General features: G+C 48.4%; 12 protein-coding genes, 10 tRNA genes and 1 pseudogene (1 of these 23 running past the window's edge). 1 reads left to right on the top strand and 22 read right to left on the bottom strand.

What is annotated here, in order from left to right:
- Window positions 1-82: 82 nt before the first annotated feature.
- From NST37_RS01910 to sigW, 11 genes and pseudogenes are all read right to left on the bottom strand, one after another.
- Window positions 83-181, bottom strand: a pseudogene (locus NST37_RS01910) (oxidoreductase); the annotation flags it as partial.
- 33 nt (window positions 182-214) lie between these two features.
- On the bottom strand, window positions 215-1,252 hold the full coding sequence (locus NST37_RS01905; protein ID WP_122958181.1) for a sensor histidine kinase: 1,038 nt from the start codon (window positions 1,250-1,252) through the stop codon (window positions 215-217).
- Window positions 1,253-1,256: 4 nt separating this feature from the next.
- On the bottom strand, window positions 1,257-1,925 hold the full coding sequence (locus NST37_RS01900) for a response regulator transcription factor (protein WP_031933400.1): 669 nt from the start codon (window positions 1,923-1,925) through the stop codon (window positions 1,257-1,259).
- A gap of 37 nt (window positions 1,926-1,962) precedes the next feature.
- The gene (locus NST37_RS01895) at window positions 1,963-4,128 is read right to left on the bottom strand and encodes an ABC transporter permease (RefSeq protein ID WP_003393038.1); all 2,166 of its coding nucleotides are present in this window, start codon (window positions 4,126-4,128) and stop codon (window positions 1,963-1,965) included.
- Window positions 4,118-4,897 carry an ABC transporter ATP-binding protein gene (locus tag NST37_RS01890; protein ID WP_339186142.1) on the bottom strand — a complete coding sequence of 260 codons (780 nt, stop codon included), beginning with the start codon at window positions 4,895-4,897 and terminating at the stop codon, window positions 4,118-4,120. Before NST37_RS01890 ends, NST37_RS01895 begins: the two co-directional genes overlap by 11 nt.
- A gap of 248 nt (window positions 4,898-5,145) precedes the next feature.
- Window positions 5,146-6,978, bottom strand: coding sequence for a glutamine--fructose-6-phosphate transaminase (isomerizing) (gene glmS, locus NST37_RS01885; RefSeq protein ID WP_031933402.1), 1,833 nt, complete (start codon window positions 6,976-6,978; stop codon window positions 5,146-5,148).
- A gap of 463 nt (window positions 6,979-7,441) precedes the next feature.
- Window positions 7,442-8,788, bottom strand: a complete 1,347-nt coding sequence (glmM, locus tag NST37_RS01880; RefSeq protein WP_003393033.1) for a phosphoglucosamine mutase — start codon at window positions 8,786-8,788, stop codon at window positions 7,442-7,444.
- A gap of 47 nt (window positions 8,789-8,835) precedes the next feature.
- Complete coding sequence (locus tag NST37_RS01875) at window positions 8,836-10,077, bottom strand: CdaR family protein (RefSeq protein WP_024984026.1); 1,242 nt, start codon at window positions 10,075-10,077, stop codon at window positions 8,836-8,838.
- A complete protein-coding gene (cdaA, locus tag NST37_RS01870) occupies window positions 10,070-10,891 on the bottom strand; it encodes a diadenylate cyclase CdaA (protein WP_003393030.1) in 822 nt (273 codons plus the stop codon). The genes NST37_RS01875 and cdaA overlap by 8 nt, the downstream gene beginning before the upstream one ends.
- A 108-nt stretch (window positions 10,892-10,999) precedes the next feature.
- Entirely contained in the window at window positions 11,000-11,623 is a 624-nt protein-coding gene (locus NST37_RS01865) for a zf-HC2 domain-containing protein (protein WP_003393028.1), read from the bottom strand.
- 17 nt (window positions 11,624-11,640) lie between these two features.
- A complete protein-coding gene (gene sigW / locus NST37_RS01860) occupies window positions 11,641-12,204 on the bottom strand; it encodes an RNA polymerase sigma factor SigW (protein ID WP_003393025.1) in 564 nt (187 codons plus the stop codon).
- Between the two features lie 179 nt (window positions 12,205-12,383).
- On the opposite strand from sigW, the gene NST37_RS01855 reads away from it, so the two are divergent.
- Window positions 12,384-12,533, top strand: a complete 150-nt coding sequence (locus tag NST37_RS01855) for an aspartyl-phosphate phosphatase Spo0E family protein (RefSeq protein WP_003393023.1) — start codon at window positions 12,384-12,386, stop codon at window positions 12,531-12,533.
- A 78-nt stretch (window positions 12,534-12,611) separates the two neighbouring features.
- On the opposite strand, the gene rocF is transcribed toward NST37_RS01855, so the two are convergent.
- The 11 genes from rocF to NST37_RS01800 all read right to left on the bottom strand — a co-directional run.
- Window positions 12,612-13,508 (bottom strand): arginase, encoded by an 897-nt coding sequence (gene rocF, locus NST37_RS01850; RefSeq protein ID WP_003393022.1) that lies wholly within the window; start codon window positions 13,506-13,508, stop codon window positions 12,612-12,614.
- Window positions 13,509-13,694: 186 nt separating this feature from the next.
- Window positions 13,695-13,768: transfer RNA gene (locus NST37_RS01845), tRNA-Gly, on the bottom strand.
- A 64-nt stretch (window positions 13,769-13,832) separates the two neighbouring features.
- Window positions 13,833-13,909, bottom strand: a tRNA-Pro gene (locus tag NST37_RS01840).
- Window positions 13,910-13,986: 77 nt separating this feature from the next.
- A tRNA-Arg gene (locus tag NST37_RS01835) sits at window positions 13,987-14,063 on the bottom strand.
- 28 nt (window positions 14,064-14,091) lie between these two features.
- Window positions 14,092-14,167: transfer RNA gene (locus NST37_RS01830), tRNA-Lys, on the bottom strand.
- A gap of 7 nt (window positions 14,168-14,174) precedes the next feature.
- Window positions 14,175-14,249, bottom strand: a tRNA-Gln gene (locus tag NST37_RS01825).
- Window positions 14,250-14,261: 12 nt separating this feature from the next.
- A tRNA-Tyr gene (locus tag NST37_RS01820) sits at window positions 14,262-14,346 on the bottom strand.
- A 74-nt stretch (window positions 14,347-14,420) separates the two neighbouring features.
- Window positions 14,421-14,496, bottom strand: a tRNA-Val gene (locus tag NST37_RS01815).
- An 82-nt stretch (window positions 14,497-14,578) separates the two neighbouring features.
- A tRNA-Glu gene (locus NST37_RS01810) sits at window positions 14,579-14,652 on the bottom strand.
- 15 nt (window positions 14,653-14,667) lie between these two features.
- Window positions 14,668-14,743 (bottom strand) — tRNA-Thr (locus NST37_RS01805).
- A gap of 7 nt (window positions 14,744-14,750) precedes the next feature.
- Window positions 14,751-14,786 (bottom strand) — tRNA-Asn (locus NST37_RS01800) (it continues 40 nt past the right edge of the window).

Below are 14,786 nucleotides of genomic sequence, written 5' to 3'. Positions count from 1 at the left end.
GTATCGTTGAACGATGCCTGGTCCTTCCGGTGATGCCACATGCCTTGTACTATAGACGTACGGAACGTTAATAGAATTCCTATTAAAAAATGGTAGGCACCATGCCCCCATCCATACGGATTGGAGAACCTTTACATGCGGATGCATCAGGGCTGCATACGAATGCGGCCAGCCTGCCTATTCAGCTTGATAAACTTTCTCCACGATGCATAGCTTATTGTTTCACATGCGGAAATATTAGTGATATGGTCAGACCTGAACCAAGCGCTGATTTTGCATCCAACTGAATGGCTAAATCATAGGCCATCTTGCTTACCAAAAAGAGTCCCATCCCCGTAGCTTGCCTTGTACAAGTACCTCGCCTTCCGGTAAAGCCCTTATCAAATATAAATGGCAAATCTTCTTGAGGTACACCAGGCCCATTATCACTAATATGTAAAATAGTCTGATCACTCCCTTTGTCGTAAACCGTTTCAAACTTCAAAATGGGACTATCCTGATTCTGTGCAACATGTTTTGTACTATTAGCGATTATTTGTTCCAATATAAAAGCTAGCCCTTTGCGGTCGGAAAGAATTTCCCGCTCCTCACCTATGAATTGTATTTGAAAACCGGATTCATCCAGTAGCGTTTGATGATCTTCAATTGTCTGTTTACAAAAAGCCAGTAAGTCGATAGGTTCAAAAAAATAATCTTTATGAGTAGCCCCTAGTCTTGCAAAATACAAAATTCGCCCTACGTCTCCAAGCATTTGATCTCTAATATGAATCATACGCTGTCTAACAAGGGGAGACATTTCATCACTCCGGTTATCTAATACCAATGTCATTAGTGACAGAGGCTTTTTAATTTCATGAACCCATCCTTCTATATAGTTTTCATAATCGGTCAACTCAATAACTTGCTCATTAAGCTGCGCCTGATAAGACCTTATGACGCTCCCCATTCTACGGATAAACGGCCAATATGTCTTCGGAGATAGCCTGCATAATATTTCTTCGTTCGTCTCATTCGCCTCTACCAAAAAATCTTCAAAGGCCGCTTCGATTATTTTTTGCTTTCTGATGATAATGAATACTGACAACGATATCATTGCTAGAGTAAAAACAATCATGAGTCCTACTAACACCTTAAAGGTTTCCGGGTAGGCCAGCCAAGCGAAAAAGATAAACAGAAGATCTGTAGTAATGAAAATAAGAAACCATTGTTTATAAGCATGAAAACAATCAAAGATTTGCTTTATCCATTTCATGCCTTCACCTACCCCTAAGTCGATAACCTTGACCTCTTATAGTCTCAATTTGATCTTCCAAGTTTAACTGTCGTAGCGTTTTGCGCAAGCGAGTCAGATTTACTTGAAGTGCATTTTCGTCGATATATTGGTCTGTTCCCCATAAAAGTTCACGTAATGTAGACTTGGATACAATCTCAGGTCTATGCTGCACTAAAGTCAATAAAATTTTTCCTTCATTTGCTGATAATACTATCGATTGAGATCCCTTATACAAGGTAAAGGTATTGGGGTCTAGGAAAAAACTGCCGCCATTTATCAAGCCTGGTCGTCCTTCAAATCTTCTTAGCAGGTTTTGAATGCGAGCCAACAATCTATCTCGATTGCACGGTTTTGTGAGATAATCATCTGCACCTAAATCAAGACCATGCAATTCATCCTGCAACTTATCTCTAGATGTAAGAATCAATATGGGACCAGTTCCTTGTGATTTTAGACTTTTGCAAATTTCAAATCCCGATTGTCCCGGTAAATTGATGTCCAACAAGACTAAGTCTGGTGCCAAAGTGGCTATTTGAGCCACTATATCTTGGAAGTCCGCAATGGCAGCCACTTCATAACCAGCTTTTTGCAGTATATCGATTAATTCTTCCCTCATCAGCGGATCATCTTCAACAATGGTAATCCTCGCCACTTCAGCACCACCCTTCGATGTAAATTGCAACTGTTTTTTACTCTATATTTGGTTTCCAACGCAATTTATCTAGTTCATGATCTGCTGAACGGGCAACTGCTACTCCATAAATCCCCAAAATTACGATTACAATACAGGCAGAGGCAAGGGCAATCGGATAAAGGGACGCTTTGTCATCGATGTGAATCATAACAAATGCAATCATAGCCCTTATGCCAACAGCTCCACTCACGCATGCAAGAGATACAGGTAACAGAAAAGTCAGCAACACCTGTCTGTGGATGGATTTCTTCATTTGATTACGTTTTGCCCCCAACATGGAAAGCGTTACATAGCGTTGTCCAGTCTGTTTCACCTGTGTCAAAAATTGTAAAGCCAATACCGTACAAGCAATAATCAAAAACAAGAATCCCATATATAGTGTTGCATAACTCCCAGCAACAACATAGAAGAGTTTGCGTCCAAAGTTTTGCAAATAACTTTCAAACGTGAAGCCTGAAGCTTTTAATAAATCTCTGGCCTCCATCATTGGTTTCAGTAAACCTTCCTGGTCTTGCAGCTTTTGCGGGATTCGAAAATTCCAATACGCCACATAGGTTTCCGTATTCATTAATTGTTCAAACATATGATCAGGGACGATAAATGCTGAAAAAATTTGTACGGAGCGGTCTGCTACTAAACCTCTCATTGGAATTGAGGGGTGTATATATACCGCCTGACCATGAATGCTCATCAAGCTTTTGCCCTCTTTGGCAGCCTTTTCAAGAATATGATCTAGTACAGGCATGCTTTCCAGATTATCCATCGGCATAAAATCCGGATTAAAGTATAAAGCAATTTCATCTGAATGCAGGTTCAACGGTTTTTTTCCTACGGCTTTTAAAAGACCATTATAAGATGATTCTGGAATGAGGTAAGGTGCTGTTGTATCCGTCTCCAGAACCCCAAAAAGATTAAGTGCTTCAGGGTTTTCCGAACTGAAACTGTAATTCTGTATTTCTCCCGATAAAACTTGCTCTTTATAGTTGTCTGGCAGAGCCATAATCATTTGTTCTCTCAATGCAGACCAGTCTACCAAAGACAAAGGGATGCCGTCTTCGCCGCGTTCATCCTTATATTTCATTCTCCCAATTTTCAGCAGGTTTAAGTCCTCTACATATGGTTCCATTTTTTCCGAAGCAAGAAATTGCTCAATTTTTTGACTATCTCCATTAACAGTAAAATCATAGACAGAGGAACTCCTAGCAAAAACATTTTCTAACCCTATAAAAGTTGAAGCACCATCTGCTATCAAAATGATAGACAACGTGATTAGAATAGATGTTACTGCAACAGAAGTAGATCTATTGGCTACGTTTTCTTGAAACTGCCTTACTGTAAATGTGTGCAGACCTTTTGTAGATTTATTTTTAGACAAGCTTGCCAATAAGCCTAGCAATTTCCCAAAACCCCTCATAAAAAGGACCGTACCTAAACTTCCGAGAGCCACTGCCACAAACAGAAGCAGTCCGGCAATATCCGTGAAACGATATAAAGCAACCCAATATGCGACACCCAGGAAAACAGCGCCTGCCAATAAAGTGAGTACATTGCCCGTAAAATGCCCCATATCTTGTTTCTTATCCATTTGCTCATAAAGTAATTGATGCACCTCTTGTTTAAACAACCTTCCGCCAAGAATGGCCAGTGCTATAAACTGAATGGATAAAAAACCGATGATGGTAAAGAAAATCGCACCTGCCGACAAGCTTATTTGATGACCGATAATTCCCTGTCCGACTAGTTTAGAAACCGTCAAGCTGATGATTTCTGCTAAGAATCCACCAATCAAGAGCCCTGCAATGAGTGCCAAAATAGAAGTAATGAACCCCTCTGCCAATAGTTGAAGAACAAGGCGTTTCTTACGCATTCCCAACAAGAGATAGAGGCCAAACTCTTTACTCCTTCGATTTAATTGGTACCGATTCGCAAATAAAATCAAGAAAAACAATAAAAATAACGCAAATAGATACACAATGGGCATTTGAGCTAAAAGCTTGTCGATCGAATCACTTTCAAACTCCTTTAAGAACAAAATAACATCTTGTCTGCCCAGTGAAAGAATGATATAAAACGACGCTATTGCGATTACAAGTGTTGCAAAGTAAATGAGATTCTCCTTGCGACTTCGTTTCGCATTGCGATAAATCAGCTTAGAGAACATTTGCGCTTCCTCCCCCAAGCTGAGCTAGTACCTGCAAGATTCTTTCATAAAATTTCTCGCGAGTCTCATCATGTTTGCGACGCAGTTCATGAAATATCACACCATCTTGAATAAAAAGGATTCTTGAGCAAAAACTTGCTGCATTAGGATCGTGGCTGACCATTAAAATAGTTCTTCCGCTCGTTCTATTCATACCTTCCAGCTTATTCATTAAAGTTCTTGCAGAGCGCGTGTCCAATGCCCCTGTCGGTTCATCCGCAAGAACGATATCTGGATCAGTAATGAAACAACGTGCGGCAGCTACCCTTTGCTTCTGTCCCCCAGACATCTGAGACGGGAATTTATGAAGGATATCCGTAATTTCTAAAAAACCGGCTAGCTCATCTAATTTAACTCGTGCTTTTGTAAAATCCACCCCATGAATCGATAAAGGCAATAGTATATTTTCTTGTCCCGTTAGATTATCCAGCAATTCAAAGTCTTGAAACAAATATCCAATCCGACTGCCGCGATACTCAGCTAAATCCTTACTGTCGAAAGCACTGATATTTTTTCCATGTAAAAGTACACGCCCAGATGTTGGTTTTATTATGGTTGCAATGCAGTTTAATAACGTAGTTTTGCCAGAACCGCTTGGTCCCATTATTCCTAAGAATTCTCCGGGGAGAACATCAAAACTGACACTGTTTAAAGCTTTTGTTATATTGTTCTTCTTCCCGTAGTTTTTTTGCAAGTCTTGAACCTCTAGTAATTTTCCTTGTCTGACCACTGTATAAGGCTCCTTTCTTCAACAACTAGAATCGAATTGAGCTATACACATTATAGTCAGTACGAAAGACGAGAAACACTTACAAATGGCGTAAGGAAAAATGCAGGACATGAAAAAAGCCGAGCAAATGTCAGAAAATAATCCTGATCTGCCCGGCTTAATGCGACTTTTAATTGCTTCAGCACAAGTTTAAACTGCTGGTATAGGACTTTATTTGCTTTTTGCACTTATGCTACTTCAAAAACCCCTTACTCCACCGTAACACTCTTCGCCAGATTCCGCGGCTTATCAACATCAAGCCCGCGCGCAGCAGAAGTGTAGTACGCCAGCAATTGCAATGGAATGACGGTCAAAATTGGCGTTAACATCGGCGTGGTGGCTGGGACGTGGATAACGCCGTCCACCGATTTGGCCAGGTCGCGGTCTCCTTCGAGAGCAAAGCCGAGCACATGGGCGCCGCGGGCTTTGACTTCCACGATATTGCTGACCATTTTTTCGTAAATGTCCGGTTGGGTAGCCAGCGCCACCACCGGGACGTTTTCTTCAATCAGCGCAAGCGTACCGTGCTTCAGTTCTCCCGCCGCGTACGCTTCGGAGTGAATATAGGAGATCTCCTTGAGCTTGAGCGAGCCCTCCAGGGAGACCGCATAGTCCAGTCCCCGTCCGATAAAGAACAGGCTGGTCGCGTCCTGGATGCTTTGGGCAAACTGGCGGATCGGCTCGACGTTGGCCAGGATGGCGCCGATCTTCGCCGGCAGCTCCTGCAGATGCTCGACTACCTCTGCGATCTCTGCAGCCGCCAGTGTCCCTTTTACCTGCGCGAAGTACAGCGCAAACAGGTACAGGGCAATCACCTGGGACGTATAGGCTTTCGTCGAGGCCACCGCCACTTCCGGGCCGGCCCAGGTAAAGATTACTTCGTCCGCCTCGCGGGCTACGGAGCTGCCGACGACGTTGGTGATCGCCAGAACTTTGACCCCGCTCTTCTTCGCCTCGCGGAGCGCGGCCAGCGTGTCTGCCGTCTCACCGGACTGGCTGATGACGATCATCAGCGTCTTGTCGGTGTAGATCGGATCGCGGTAGCGGAATTCCGACGCGACGGCCACCTCTACCGGTACGCGGGTCCACTTTTCCAGGACGTCCTTCCCGACCAGTCCAGCGTGCATGGACGTTCCGCACGCCACGATATAGAGGCGGTCGTAGGAGGCCAGCTCCGCATCGCTCATATTCAGCTCAGGCAGGATGACCTGCTTTTTCTCCTGGTCGATCCGTGCGCCCATCGTGTCGCGTACGGCTTGCGGCTGCTCATAGATTTCCTTGAGCATGAACGAATCGTACCCGCCTTTTTCTGCTTGGACCAGATCCCAGTCTACGTGGAACACATCGCGCTCGATCTTCTCGCCGCTTTGGGCATCCATCAGCTGAACGCCTTCCCGGGTCAATACCGCCATTTCGCCTTCATTGAGGATATAGACATCGCGCGTGTGCTCCAGGAGAGCCGGGATGTCCGAGCCGATGAAGCTCTCTCCCTCTCCGATTCCGACGATGAGCGGACTTGCGAGACGCACTGCTACCAGCTTATCCGGCTCGTGCTCCGTCATGATTCCCAATGCGTAGGCACCGCGCATGCGCTGTACGGCCTTGCGGGCGGTAGACACGATGTCCCCGTCGTAGAGATCCGCGAGCAGGTGCGCGATTACTTCGGTGTCCGTCTCCGAGGTAAAGGCGTATCCTTTTGCGATCAGCTCTTCCTTGATCGGCAGAAAGTTTTCGATGATGCCGTTATGGACGACAGCAAACTTGTGGCTCGAATCCGTATGCGGGTGGGAGTTTTCGTCAGACGGTTTTCCGTGCGTCGCCCAACGCGTGTGTCCGATCCCTGCATTTCCGGCCAGCGGCTGTGCTGCCAGCTTTCCTTCCAAAACAGCGAGGCGTCCTTTTGCCTTGTCTACGAGCAGCCCCTGCTCGGTCAATACCGCGATTCCGGCCGAGTCATACCCGCGGTACTCCAGCTTGCGAAGACCTCCGATAATTACCTCTTGCGCTTGTTTATCGCCAATGTATCCTACAATTCCGCACATGTGTGTTTGTCCCCTTCCCTATGACGGGGGACACAACCCAGTTGTCAATGGTACGGGGGTTGCTCCCCCGCCATTCCAATTGTATATGTGGTCAGCTTGATTTTTTCGATAAAACCATTCCATAAAACAATCATCTGTATCATGCGCGGGTCTTGTGCAACAAGTCGCCCTGTTGTTTTGCCCCCGCGCTCCGCGGCCGCGATACTCGGCCGGGAGGCATCCGCCGAATGCTTCGATAAACCTCCACCTCGTCCACTGCACTCCACGTCGGGCAGCTGCAGTGCTGGCGCTTTCCCATCAAGATCGATGCTATGTCATTGTCTCTTTTCGCTGCACTCCCCCTTTTTCATTGTGAGCCCAGGCACAAACCAAACTTTATCATAGATCCCTGTCCTTCACAATCATTCTTTTGTCTTATACTTGTATGCAAAAGGGAGTGGCGCTGTACCACTCCCCTGACTTTTTACACGAGTTCCTTTTTCACGACCTCAACGATGCGGTTCACCAGCTCATCCAGTTGTGCTTCGTCTGGGCCTTCTGCCATGACACGGACGATTGGCTCCGTGCCGGACGGACGCACGAGCACGCGGCCGTTGCCAGCCAGCTCGGCCTCCACTTCACGGATCGCCTGTTCGATCGCTTCGTTTCCGTTCAGCTTGGTCTTGTCTTCTACGCGGACATTGACCAAAAGCTGCGGGTATTTGGTCATAACCTGCTTCAATTCAGACAAGGGCTTGCCCGATTCCTTGATGATGTTCAGGAGCTGAAGGCCGGTCAACAGGCCGTCTCCCGTCGTGTTGTAATCGAGAAACACGATGTGTCCGGACTGCTCGCCGCCGAGATTGTAGCCGCCACGCAGCATCTCTTCCACGACATAGCGGTCTCCCACCGCAGTTTTGGTCGTGTTGATCGCGCATTCTTCCATGCCTTTGAAAAAGCCCATGTTCGCCATGACCGTCGTCACGACCGTGTTGTTGTTCAGCTTGCCTTTTGCCTTGAGAGCCCGGGCGCAGATCGCCATGATGTAGTCGCCGTCTACAATTTCACCGTTCTCATCTACCGCAATACAGCGGTCGGCATCGCCGTCAAAGGAAAGTCCCAGATGAGCCTTGTGCTTGACGACTTCCTCCTGCAGGCGTTCGGGATGCGTGGACCCGCACTGCTCATTGATGTTGACCCCGTTCGGATTCGCTCCGATGGTGATCACCTCTGCTTCCACGTCCGCAAACAGCCTTGCAGCCAGCGAGGAAACGGCACCATTGGCACAATCCAGCACGACCTTCAGCCCGTCAAAACGTTCCGTTACTGAGCTTTTCAAATGGGAGAGATACTTCTGTCCACCCTCCAGGAAGTCCAGCACCGCTCCGATGTGCTCCCCAGTCGGCCGCGGCAGCGTGTCTTCAGCCGCATCCAGGTATTGTTCGATCTCTGCTTCCACCTCGTCGGAAAGCTTGAACCCGTTGCTCCCGAAAAATTTGATTCCATTGTCCGGGTAAGGGTTGTGTGAGGCGGAAATCATGACACCGGCATCAGCTCCAAGCGCTCGTGTCAAGTACGCAACGCCGGAAGTAGAGATTACTCCCAGACGAACTACTTCTGCTCCAACAGAGAGGAGACCGGCCAACAGCGCGCTTTCCAGCATTTGACCGGAAATGCGCGTGTCGCGTCCAATGACTACCTTGGGCTTGCCTTCCTGTTTATGTCTGGTGAGAACGTAACCGCCTACGCGCCCGATTCGAAACGCCAGCTCCGGCGTCAACTGCGCATTGGCTACACCGCGCACACCATCAGTTCCGAAATACTTCCCCATGTTTGTCCCTCATTTCTTTCCTTGTACAAAACAGCTTATGCCCAGCGCTATTTTTTGGTGATTTCCACAGTAACCTTCGTGATCGCATTCTTGGCCGTCTTGACGTAATCCGGCTGGTTAAAGATGTAGGTGATCGGCACCTCATACACTCCCGCCGGCATGTTGCTGACATCTGCCACGACCTGCACATCCTCCGGTCTTAGTTTCTCCAGTATGGTCGGCGCTCCAACCGTGTCGACGTCCATCGTGGACATCTCTTGCCCCGTTCCGGACAGTACGCGCGCCTCCATGTCTTCGGCCAGACCGCTGATGCGGATTGGAATCTTCTCCAAGCGTTTGGTTTCGGACGGCACGACCTTCAGGGCTACCTTCAGGTAATCCGGCTCCACCTTTACGATGTTCTCCAATACCGGCATCTTTCGTTCGATGACGCGATCCGAGGTCACATCGCTCAGATCGATTTCCGGCCCCGGATACGTCTCCGATTTCATCGCATCGATGACTTCCTTCGGACCGTATACGGTGACCTCATCCACATTCGTATCCACACTAGCCAAACTATATCCATCGGGCAATTCATTCGTCAAGTTTAATTTGATCGGCACCTGTACATACGGGCTTGTCACCGGCACGCTGATCTCCGCCGTGAGCGGGATAACCTCCGCGCCCTGCAGCGTATTCCCCGACTTGTCCATCACCTTTAACGGCACTGTCGTCTTGATCGGAGACGTAGCCCCTTCCAGATCGACGGGAGCCTTTACTGCGGCTACCTTGTCGGCCTGACTCTCCGGTACCCGGACAAGTACGCGGAACGGCTTGACCAGCGGCTCTCCGGCTTTGTAGCCGGGGGCGACCTGGCCGAGCAGCTCGACCGTCACTTCCCGCTCTACGGTTTTCTTTTCCTCGAGCGTAATTTCGACAATACTGGGAATAATTCCGACTTTCACATCGTCGGGAAATCCTTTGTACTGGACCGGAACACGGTGTGTCCCCTTCCCCTTGTCCATGAGGTCGACATACACCTCTCTGGAGTCCTGGGGCACGAGATTATGCTTGTAAAACGGATTGTTTGTCTCCAGAGCAAGCTGCACGGTACGCGGCATTTTGGCGACGTAATAACGATCCGTGTCATACTTTACGTGCAGGTTGACGCTGTCGATCAAGAGCGGCGGCGCTGAATCCGTGGTCGGCGTTGTGTCGCTTTCCACATTGACCACCGTCCACATCATCACGGCCAACAACAGAGCAACAATGCGCGCAAACCAGTGACTGTTCAACCATTTATCCATGTTGTTTTCGCCTCCATTGCCAACGACTTCCCATGGATTTGCTCTTCAGGGCCGGATGCAGTTGCTCGGTGAGCAATTCAGCCAACTGCTCCTCAGTCAAATTCCGGTTCATTTGCCCGTTCGCGGTAAAGGAAACTTGTCCAGTCTCTTCGGAAACGACAATCGCCATACCGTCGGAAACCTCGCTTACTCCGATCGCAGCTCTGTGCCGGGTTCCCAGCTCTTTTGAGATCGAATTGTTTTCGGAGAGGGGCAAATAGCTCGCTGCTGCCAAGATAATATCTTTTCTCATGATGACCGCCCCGTCATGCAAAGGTGTATTTGGGATAAAAATATTGATCAACAGTTCTGAACTGACTCGTCCATTGATGGCAATTCCCGTCTCCACAAAATCATTCAGGCCCGTTTCCCGTTCAATGACGATCAAGGCCCCGATCCGACGCTTGGCCATGTACGTAACGGACTTGCACACTTCCTGTACGACCCGCTTGACCATTTCCTCATCCTGAATCGTATTGGTGCGAGAAAACAGCTTCCCGCGTCCCAACTGCTCCAGCGCTCGCCGCAGCTCCGGCTGAAAGATGATCACGATAGCCAGTACCCCGAAGGTAAACGCCTGGGACATCAGCCAGTGCAGGGTCTTCAGCTCGAAGTACTTGCTCAGCAGCCAAGTGACGATAATCACCATGATCCCTTTCAGCAGCTGGACCGCCCGCGTCCCCCGGATCAGCATAATTAATTTATAGATCACGTATGTGACGAGCGAAATATCGATCACATACCGCAATATATCCCCATATTCCAGTGATATCATAACGAAGCCCCCATATCTCGCTCCATCTCAATGCGGTCGCTCTTATTCCTGCGGAAAAAGCACGGCTTCTGGCGCCGTGCTCATTATTGTTGTACCCTTTATTTTCTCCTATGGGAAGACGGGAAGCAAGTCATTTCCAATATTTTTCACTTCGTACCAAATCCATTCGAAAATGGCTTCGATCGATTCAGCGCTTCCTGCCACGTGTGCAGTCGATGCCAGAACGACCTTCCCCTCAATTGCCACAACGTTCCCTCGCACTTCGCCCTGTACCTCGACATTGCCGTTGCGTACGACCAGATCTCCATCAATGGTGGTGCCGGCCGGAACCACGACGACATTGCGCGTACGGTCAATCTTCAGTTTATCCATGTTGGACGAGGCAATTTGCAGTGTATTGTCCCGTTCATACCAGTTGGCCATCGTGCTCCCCGTCATCAGGAAGAGAAAGACAGCTGCAGCTGTAAGAAACGGATGATTGCGCAGCCAAGAAGAAAAACGTTTTTTCCTCGTCGGCGTTGGCAGTTGCGCAAATACCCGGGCTGTAAAATCCGGAGATACTTGTATATGTGACGCGCTTTGTACAAAAGCGATCGCTCTTTGCAGCTCTTGAAGATGTTGACGACAGGAGGCACATGTTCTCATGTGGGTCTGTAATTTCTGATTGGACAATTCGTCAATTTCCCCGTCCAGAAACTCATGAATGAGAACAGACATTTCTCGGCATTCCATCGTGACTTTCTCCTTTCCTACATGAATCGCAGCTTGCTGCGCAATGCTTCCCGACCGCGATGGATACGGGTTTTGATGGTTGTGACTGGCAATTTGACGATATCGCTAATCTCCTGAAGCGACAGGTCTTCAATATAGCGCAAAATCATGATCGACCTATACTTTGGTGCCAGATGCGACAAGGCATCCTGTACGGTCTCCTGCAGCTCTTGCGTGACAAGCGAGTCTGCCGGGTTCTTTTCGTTTGAGGATAGGCGGGAATACCAGTCCATTCCCTGTCCGGGTTCTACTTCTTCATCCAGGGAAAAGTCAGGCCTTTTCTTTCTGCCCCGGTCAATACACAGATTGGTTGCAATCCTGTAAATCCACGTGGAGAACTTGTAGCTCTCGTCGTAGGTGTGCAGATTGGCATAGACCCGCAAAAAGGTTTCCTGCGCGATATCCTCCGCATCCTGACGGTTACCTACCATCCGGTATGCGAGTTGAAATATCTTGTCTTTATATATTTCGATCAACTCAGCAAAAGCCTCGCGATCTCCGCGTTTGGCGCGCTGAGTCAACCGTTTTTCTACAAAATCCATGCGATCCTCCCCGCAATACCGTAATCCTTATATACGGATAATACCTCAAATGGTTTCAGTTTTGATTATGTTTATCCCGCCAATTTTCTGGGAATGAGTGGAATAAAGATCAAGGTTCACTCTATATAGTAGTGATGGTACCTCTTTTATCCTGATGGTGTAAAGGGAGCGTGGTTTAAATGAGTCAGGATGATGTTCTGTTCCAAATCGAACAGCTTCGTCAAGAGTTAAACGACAGGTATAAAGAACTGGCAGCCATAACTCCGGAAATGGTCGAGCTGAGCGTACGCCTCGACAATCTCCTTAACCAACTGCATTTCCATCCTTAGTCACTGTAACGCTTTCCCTGGCGCATGTAAAGATGTGGAAACAAAAAAGGAGAGGCCTGTTTCCCTCTCCTTTTGCCCTTATAACAATTTGTCGCCAAAAGCGGAACTCATGAGTGCTACTGCTACACGTGCCGTCACATTTTCCCGGTCGAGGATTGGGTTTACCTCTACAAATTCGGCCGAACAGAGTATGTCCGCATCTGCCAGCATCTCCAGGGCCAGGTGTCCTTCCCGGTAGGATATCCCGCCTATGACCGGGGTACCTACGCCCGGAGCGTCATGAGGATCCAGACCATCCAGATCCAGACTGAGGTGCACCCCATCCGTGTTTTTGGACACGTGAGCCATGGCTTCCTCCATTACGCGAGCCATTCCCAGCTTGTCGATCTCATGCATGGTAAACACCTTGAGCCCGATCCTCTTGATCAATTCTCTTTCCCCTCTGTCCAAATCCCGCGCACCAATGATCACCACATTCTCTGGCTTCAGCTTCGGTGCAAAGCCTCCGATATTGACCAGACGTTCATGGCCAAAGCCTAGACTCGCAGCCAGAGGCATGCCATGGATATTCCCCGATGGAGAAGTCTCTCCCGTATTCAGGTCACCGTGAGCGTCAAACCAAATGACCCCCAGATTTTTCACGTTCTTGGCCACGCCTGCTACTGTCCCGAGAGCAATACTGTGGTCCCCTCCCAGCACCAAAGGGAAACGTCCTTCCTGCATGATACCGCTTACAACCTCAGCGAGCTTTTGATTCGCTTCAACTACCTCGTCCAAATACTTATGGTTCTCTGTCTCTGTAAAATTGCGAGGACGTGTAACGGGAATATCTCCTTTATCCTGGATGTTCAAACCCATTTGCTCCAGACGGGCAATCACTCCAGCGTAACGAATCGCACTCGGCCCCATATCGACACCGCGGCGGTCTGCTCCCAGATCAAGCGGTACACCAACGATACTGATGTTTTTGTTCATACTCGTTACCCCTTCCTCTCGGTTACCTTGATGTTTGTTACTTATTGTAGCCTTGAAAGAAGAAATGACTCAACTCGACACAAATCTGCATAAATAAACCGATAGGAAATGGGTCCTAGGAAAAAGAAAGAACGAGCTGCCGCTAAAAATAAAAAAGGACTGCCAACGGCATGTCCTTTACACTTATGGAGCGGGTGATGGGAATCGAACCCACGCGACCAGCTTGGAAGGCTGGAGTTCTACCATTGAACTACACCCGCATAAGAAATATTCGCCTGAAAATGCATATAATCCCAATGGAATACACGGGATCATAAGAAGAAATGGTCGGGAAGACAGGATTCGAACCTGCGACCCCTTGGTCCCAAGCCAAGTACTCTACCAAGCTGAGCTACTTCCCGACACAAAATCAATTGTCTAATCCCCGATGTCAACACTATGCGATGAACAAAGCTTCGCATTATTTTTAGGGGAAAAATGGCGTGCCCTGAGAGATTCGAACTCCCGACCTTTTGATTCGTAGTCAAACGCTCTATCCAGCTGAGCTAAGGGCACATCTCGTTCACTTTAAAAATAAAAAAACTGGTGAGCCATGAAGGACTCGAACCTTCGACCCTCTGATTAAAAGTCAGATGCTCTACCAACTGAGCTAATGGCTCAAACAAGTGGCTGGGGTACTAGGATTCGAACCTAGGAATGACGGAGTCAAAGTCCGTTGCCTTACCGCTTGGCTATACCCCAATATATATGAAGTGGTGGGGAGAGACGGATTCGAACCGCCGAACCCATAGGGAGCAGATTTACAGTCTGCCGCGTTTAGCCTCTTCGCTATCTCCCCATCGCATTTGCTCTTCGAGAGTAATTACGGAACGGTGACAACCCGTAACCGATACCTGTGAACAAAATAATAAATGGTGGAGGCTGACGGGATCGAACCGCCGACCCTCTGCTTGTAAGGCAGATGCTCTCCCAGCTGAGCTAAGCCTCCATCATCCCCACAAAGTGACGGTATGCTTGGCAGCATATTCCGAGTACTTTGCGGGGGTCCCAACAACTCGTTGGGTTTTAAGTGACCCGTAGGGGATTCGAACCCCTGTATGACAGCGTGAAAGGCTGCTGTGTTAAACCGCTTCACCAACGGGCCATATATTCAATGGTATGGTGCTCCCGACAGGAATCGAACCTGCGACCTCTTCCTTACCATGGAAACGCTCTACCGACTGAGCTACAGGAGCAAGTATATGGCTCCTCGGGAGGGACTCGAACCCCCGACCGATC

The sequence above is a fragment of the Brevibacillus sp. FSL K6-6036 genome, from assembly GCF_037964015.1.
GTDB lineage: Bacteria > Bacillota > Bacilli > Brevibacillales > Brevibacillaceae > Brevibacillus > Brevibacillus borstelensis.
This window is presented reverse-complemented; position numbering and strand designations above follow the sequence as displayed.

Bases quoted from the DNA above. Each gene is read 5' to 3' on its own strand.
- NST37_RS01905 (WP_122958181.1), bottom strand. From the start codon at position 1,252: ATGAAATGGATAAAGCAAATCTTTGATTGTTTTCATGCTTATAAACAA.
- NST37_RS01895 (WP_003393038.1), bottom strand. From the start codon at position 4,128: ATGTTCTCTAAGCTGATTTATCGCAATGCGAAACGAAGTCGCAAGGAG.
- glmS (WP_031933402.1), bottom strand. From the start codon at position 6,978: ATGTGCGGAATTGTAGGATACATTGGCGATAAACAAGCGCAAGAGGTA.
- glmM (WP_003393033.1), bottom strand. From the start codon at position 8,788: ATGGGGAAGTATTTCGGAACTGATGGTGTGCGCGGTGTAGCCAATGCG.
- NST37_RS01875 (WP_024984026.1), bottom strand. From the start codon at position 10,077: ATGGATAAATGGTTGAACAGTCACTGGTTTGCGCGCATTGTTGCTCTG.
- cdaA (WP_003393030.1), bottom strand. From the start codon at position 10,891: ATGATATCACTGGAATATGGGGATATATTGCGGTATGTGATCGATATT.
- NST37_RS01865 (WP_003393028.1), bottom strand. From the start codon at position 11,623: ATGGAATGCCGAGAAATGTCTGTTCTCATTCATGAGTTTCTGGACGGG.
- sigW (WP_003393025.1), bottom strand. From the start codon at position 12,204: ATGGATTTTGTAGAAAAACGGTTGACTCAGCGCGCCAAACGCGGAGAT.
- NST37_RS01855 (WP_003393023.1), top strand. From the start codon at position 12,384: ATGAGTCAGGATGATGTTCTGTTCCAAATCGAACAGCTTCGTCAAGAG.
- rocF (WP_003393022.1), bottom strand. From the start codon at position 13,508: ATGAACAAAAACATCAGTATCGTTGGTGTACCGCTTGATCTGGGAGCA.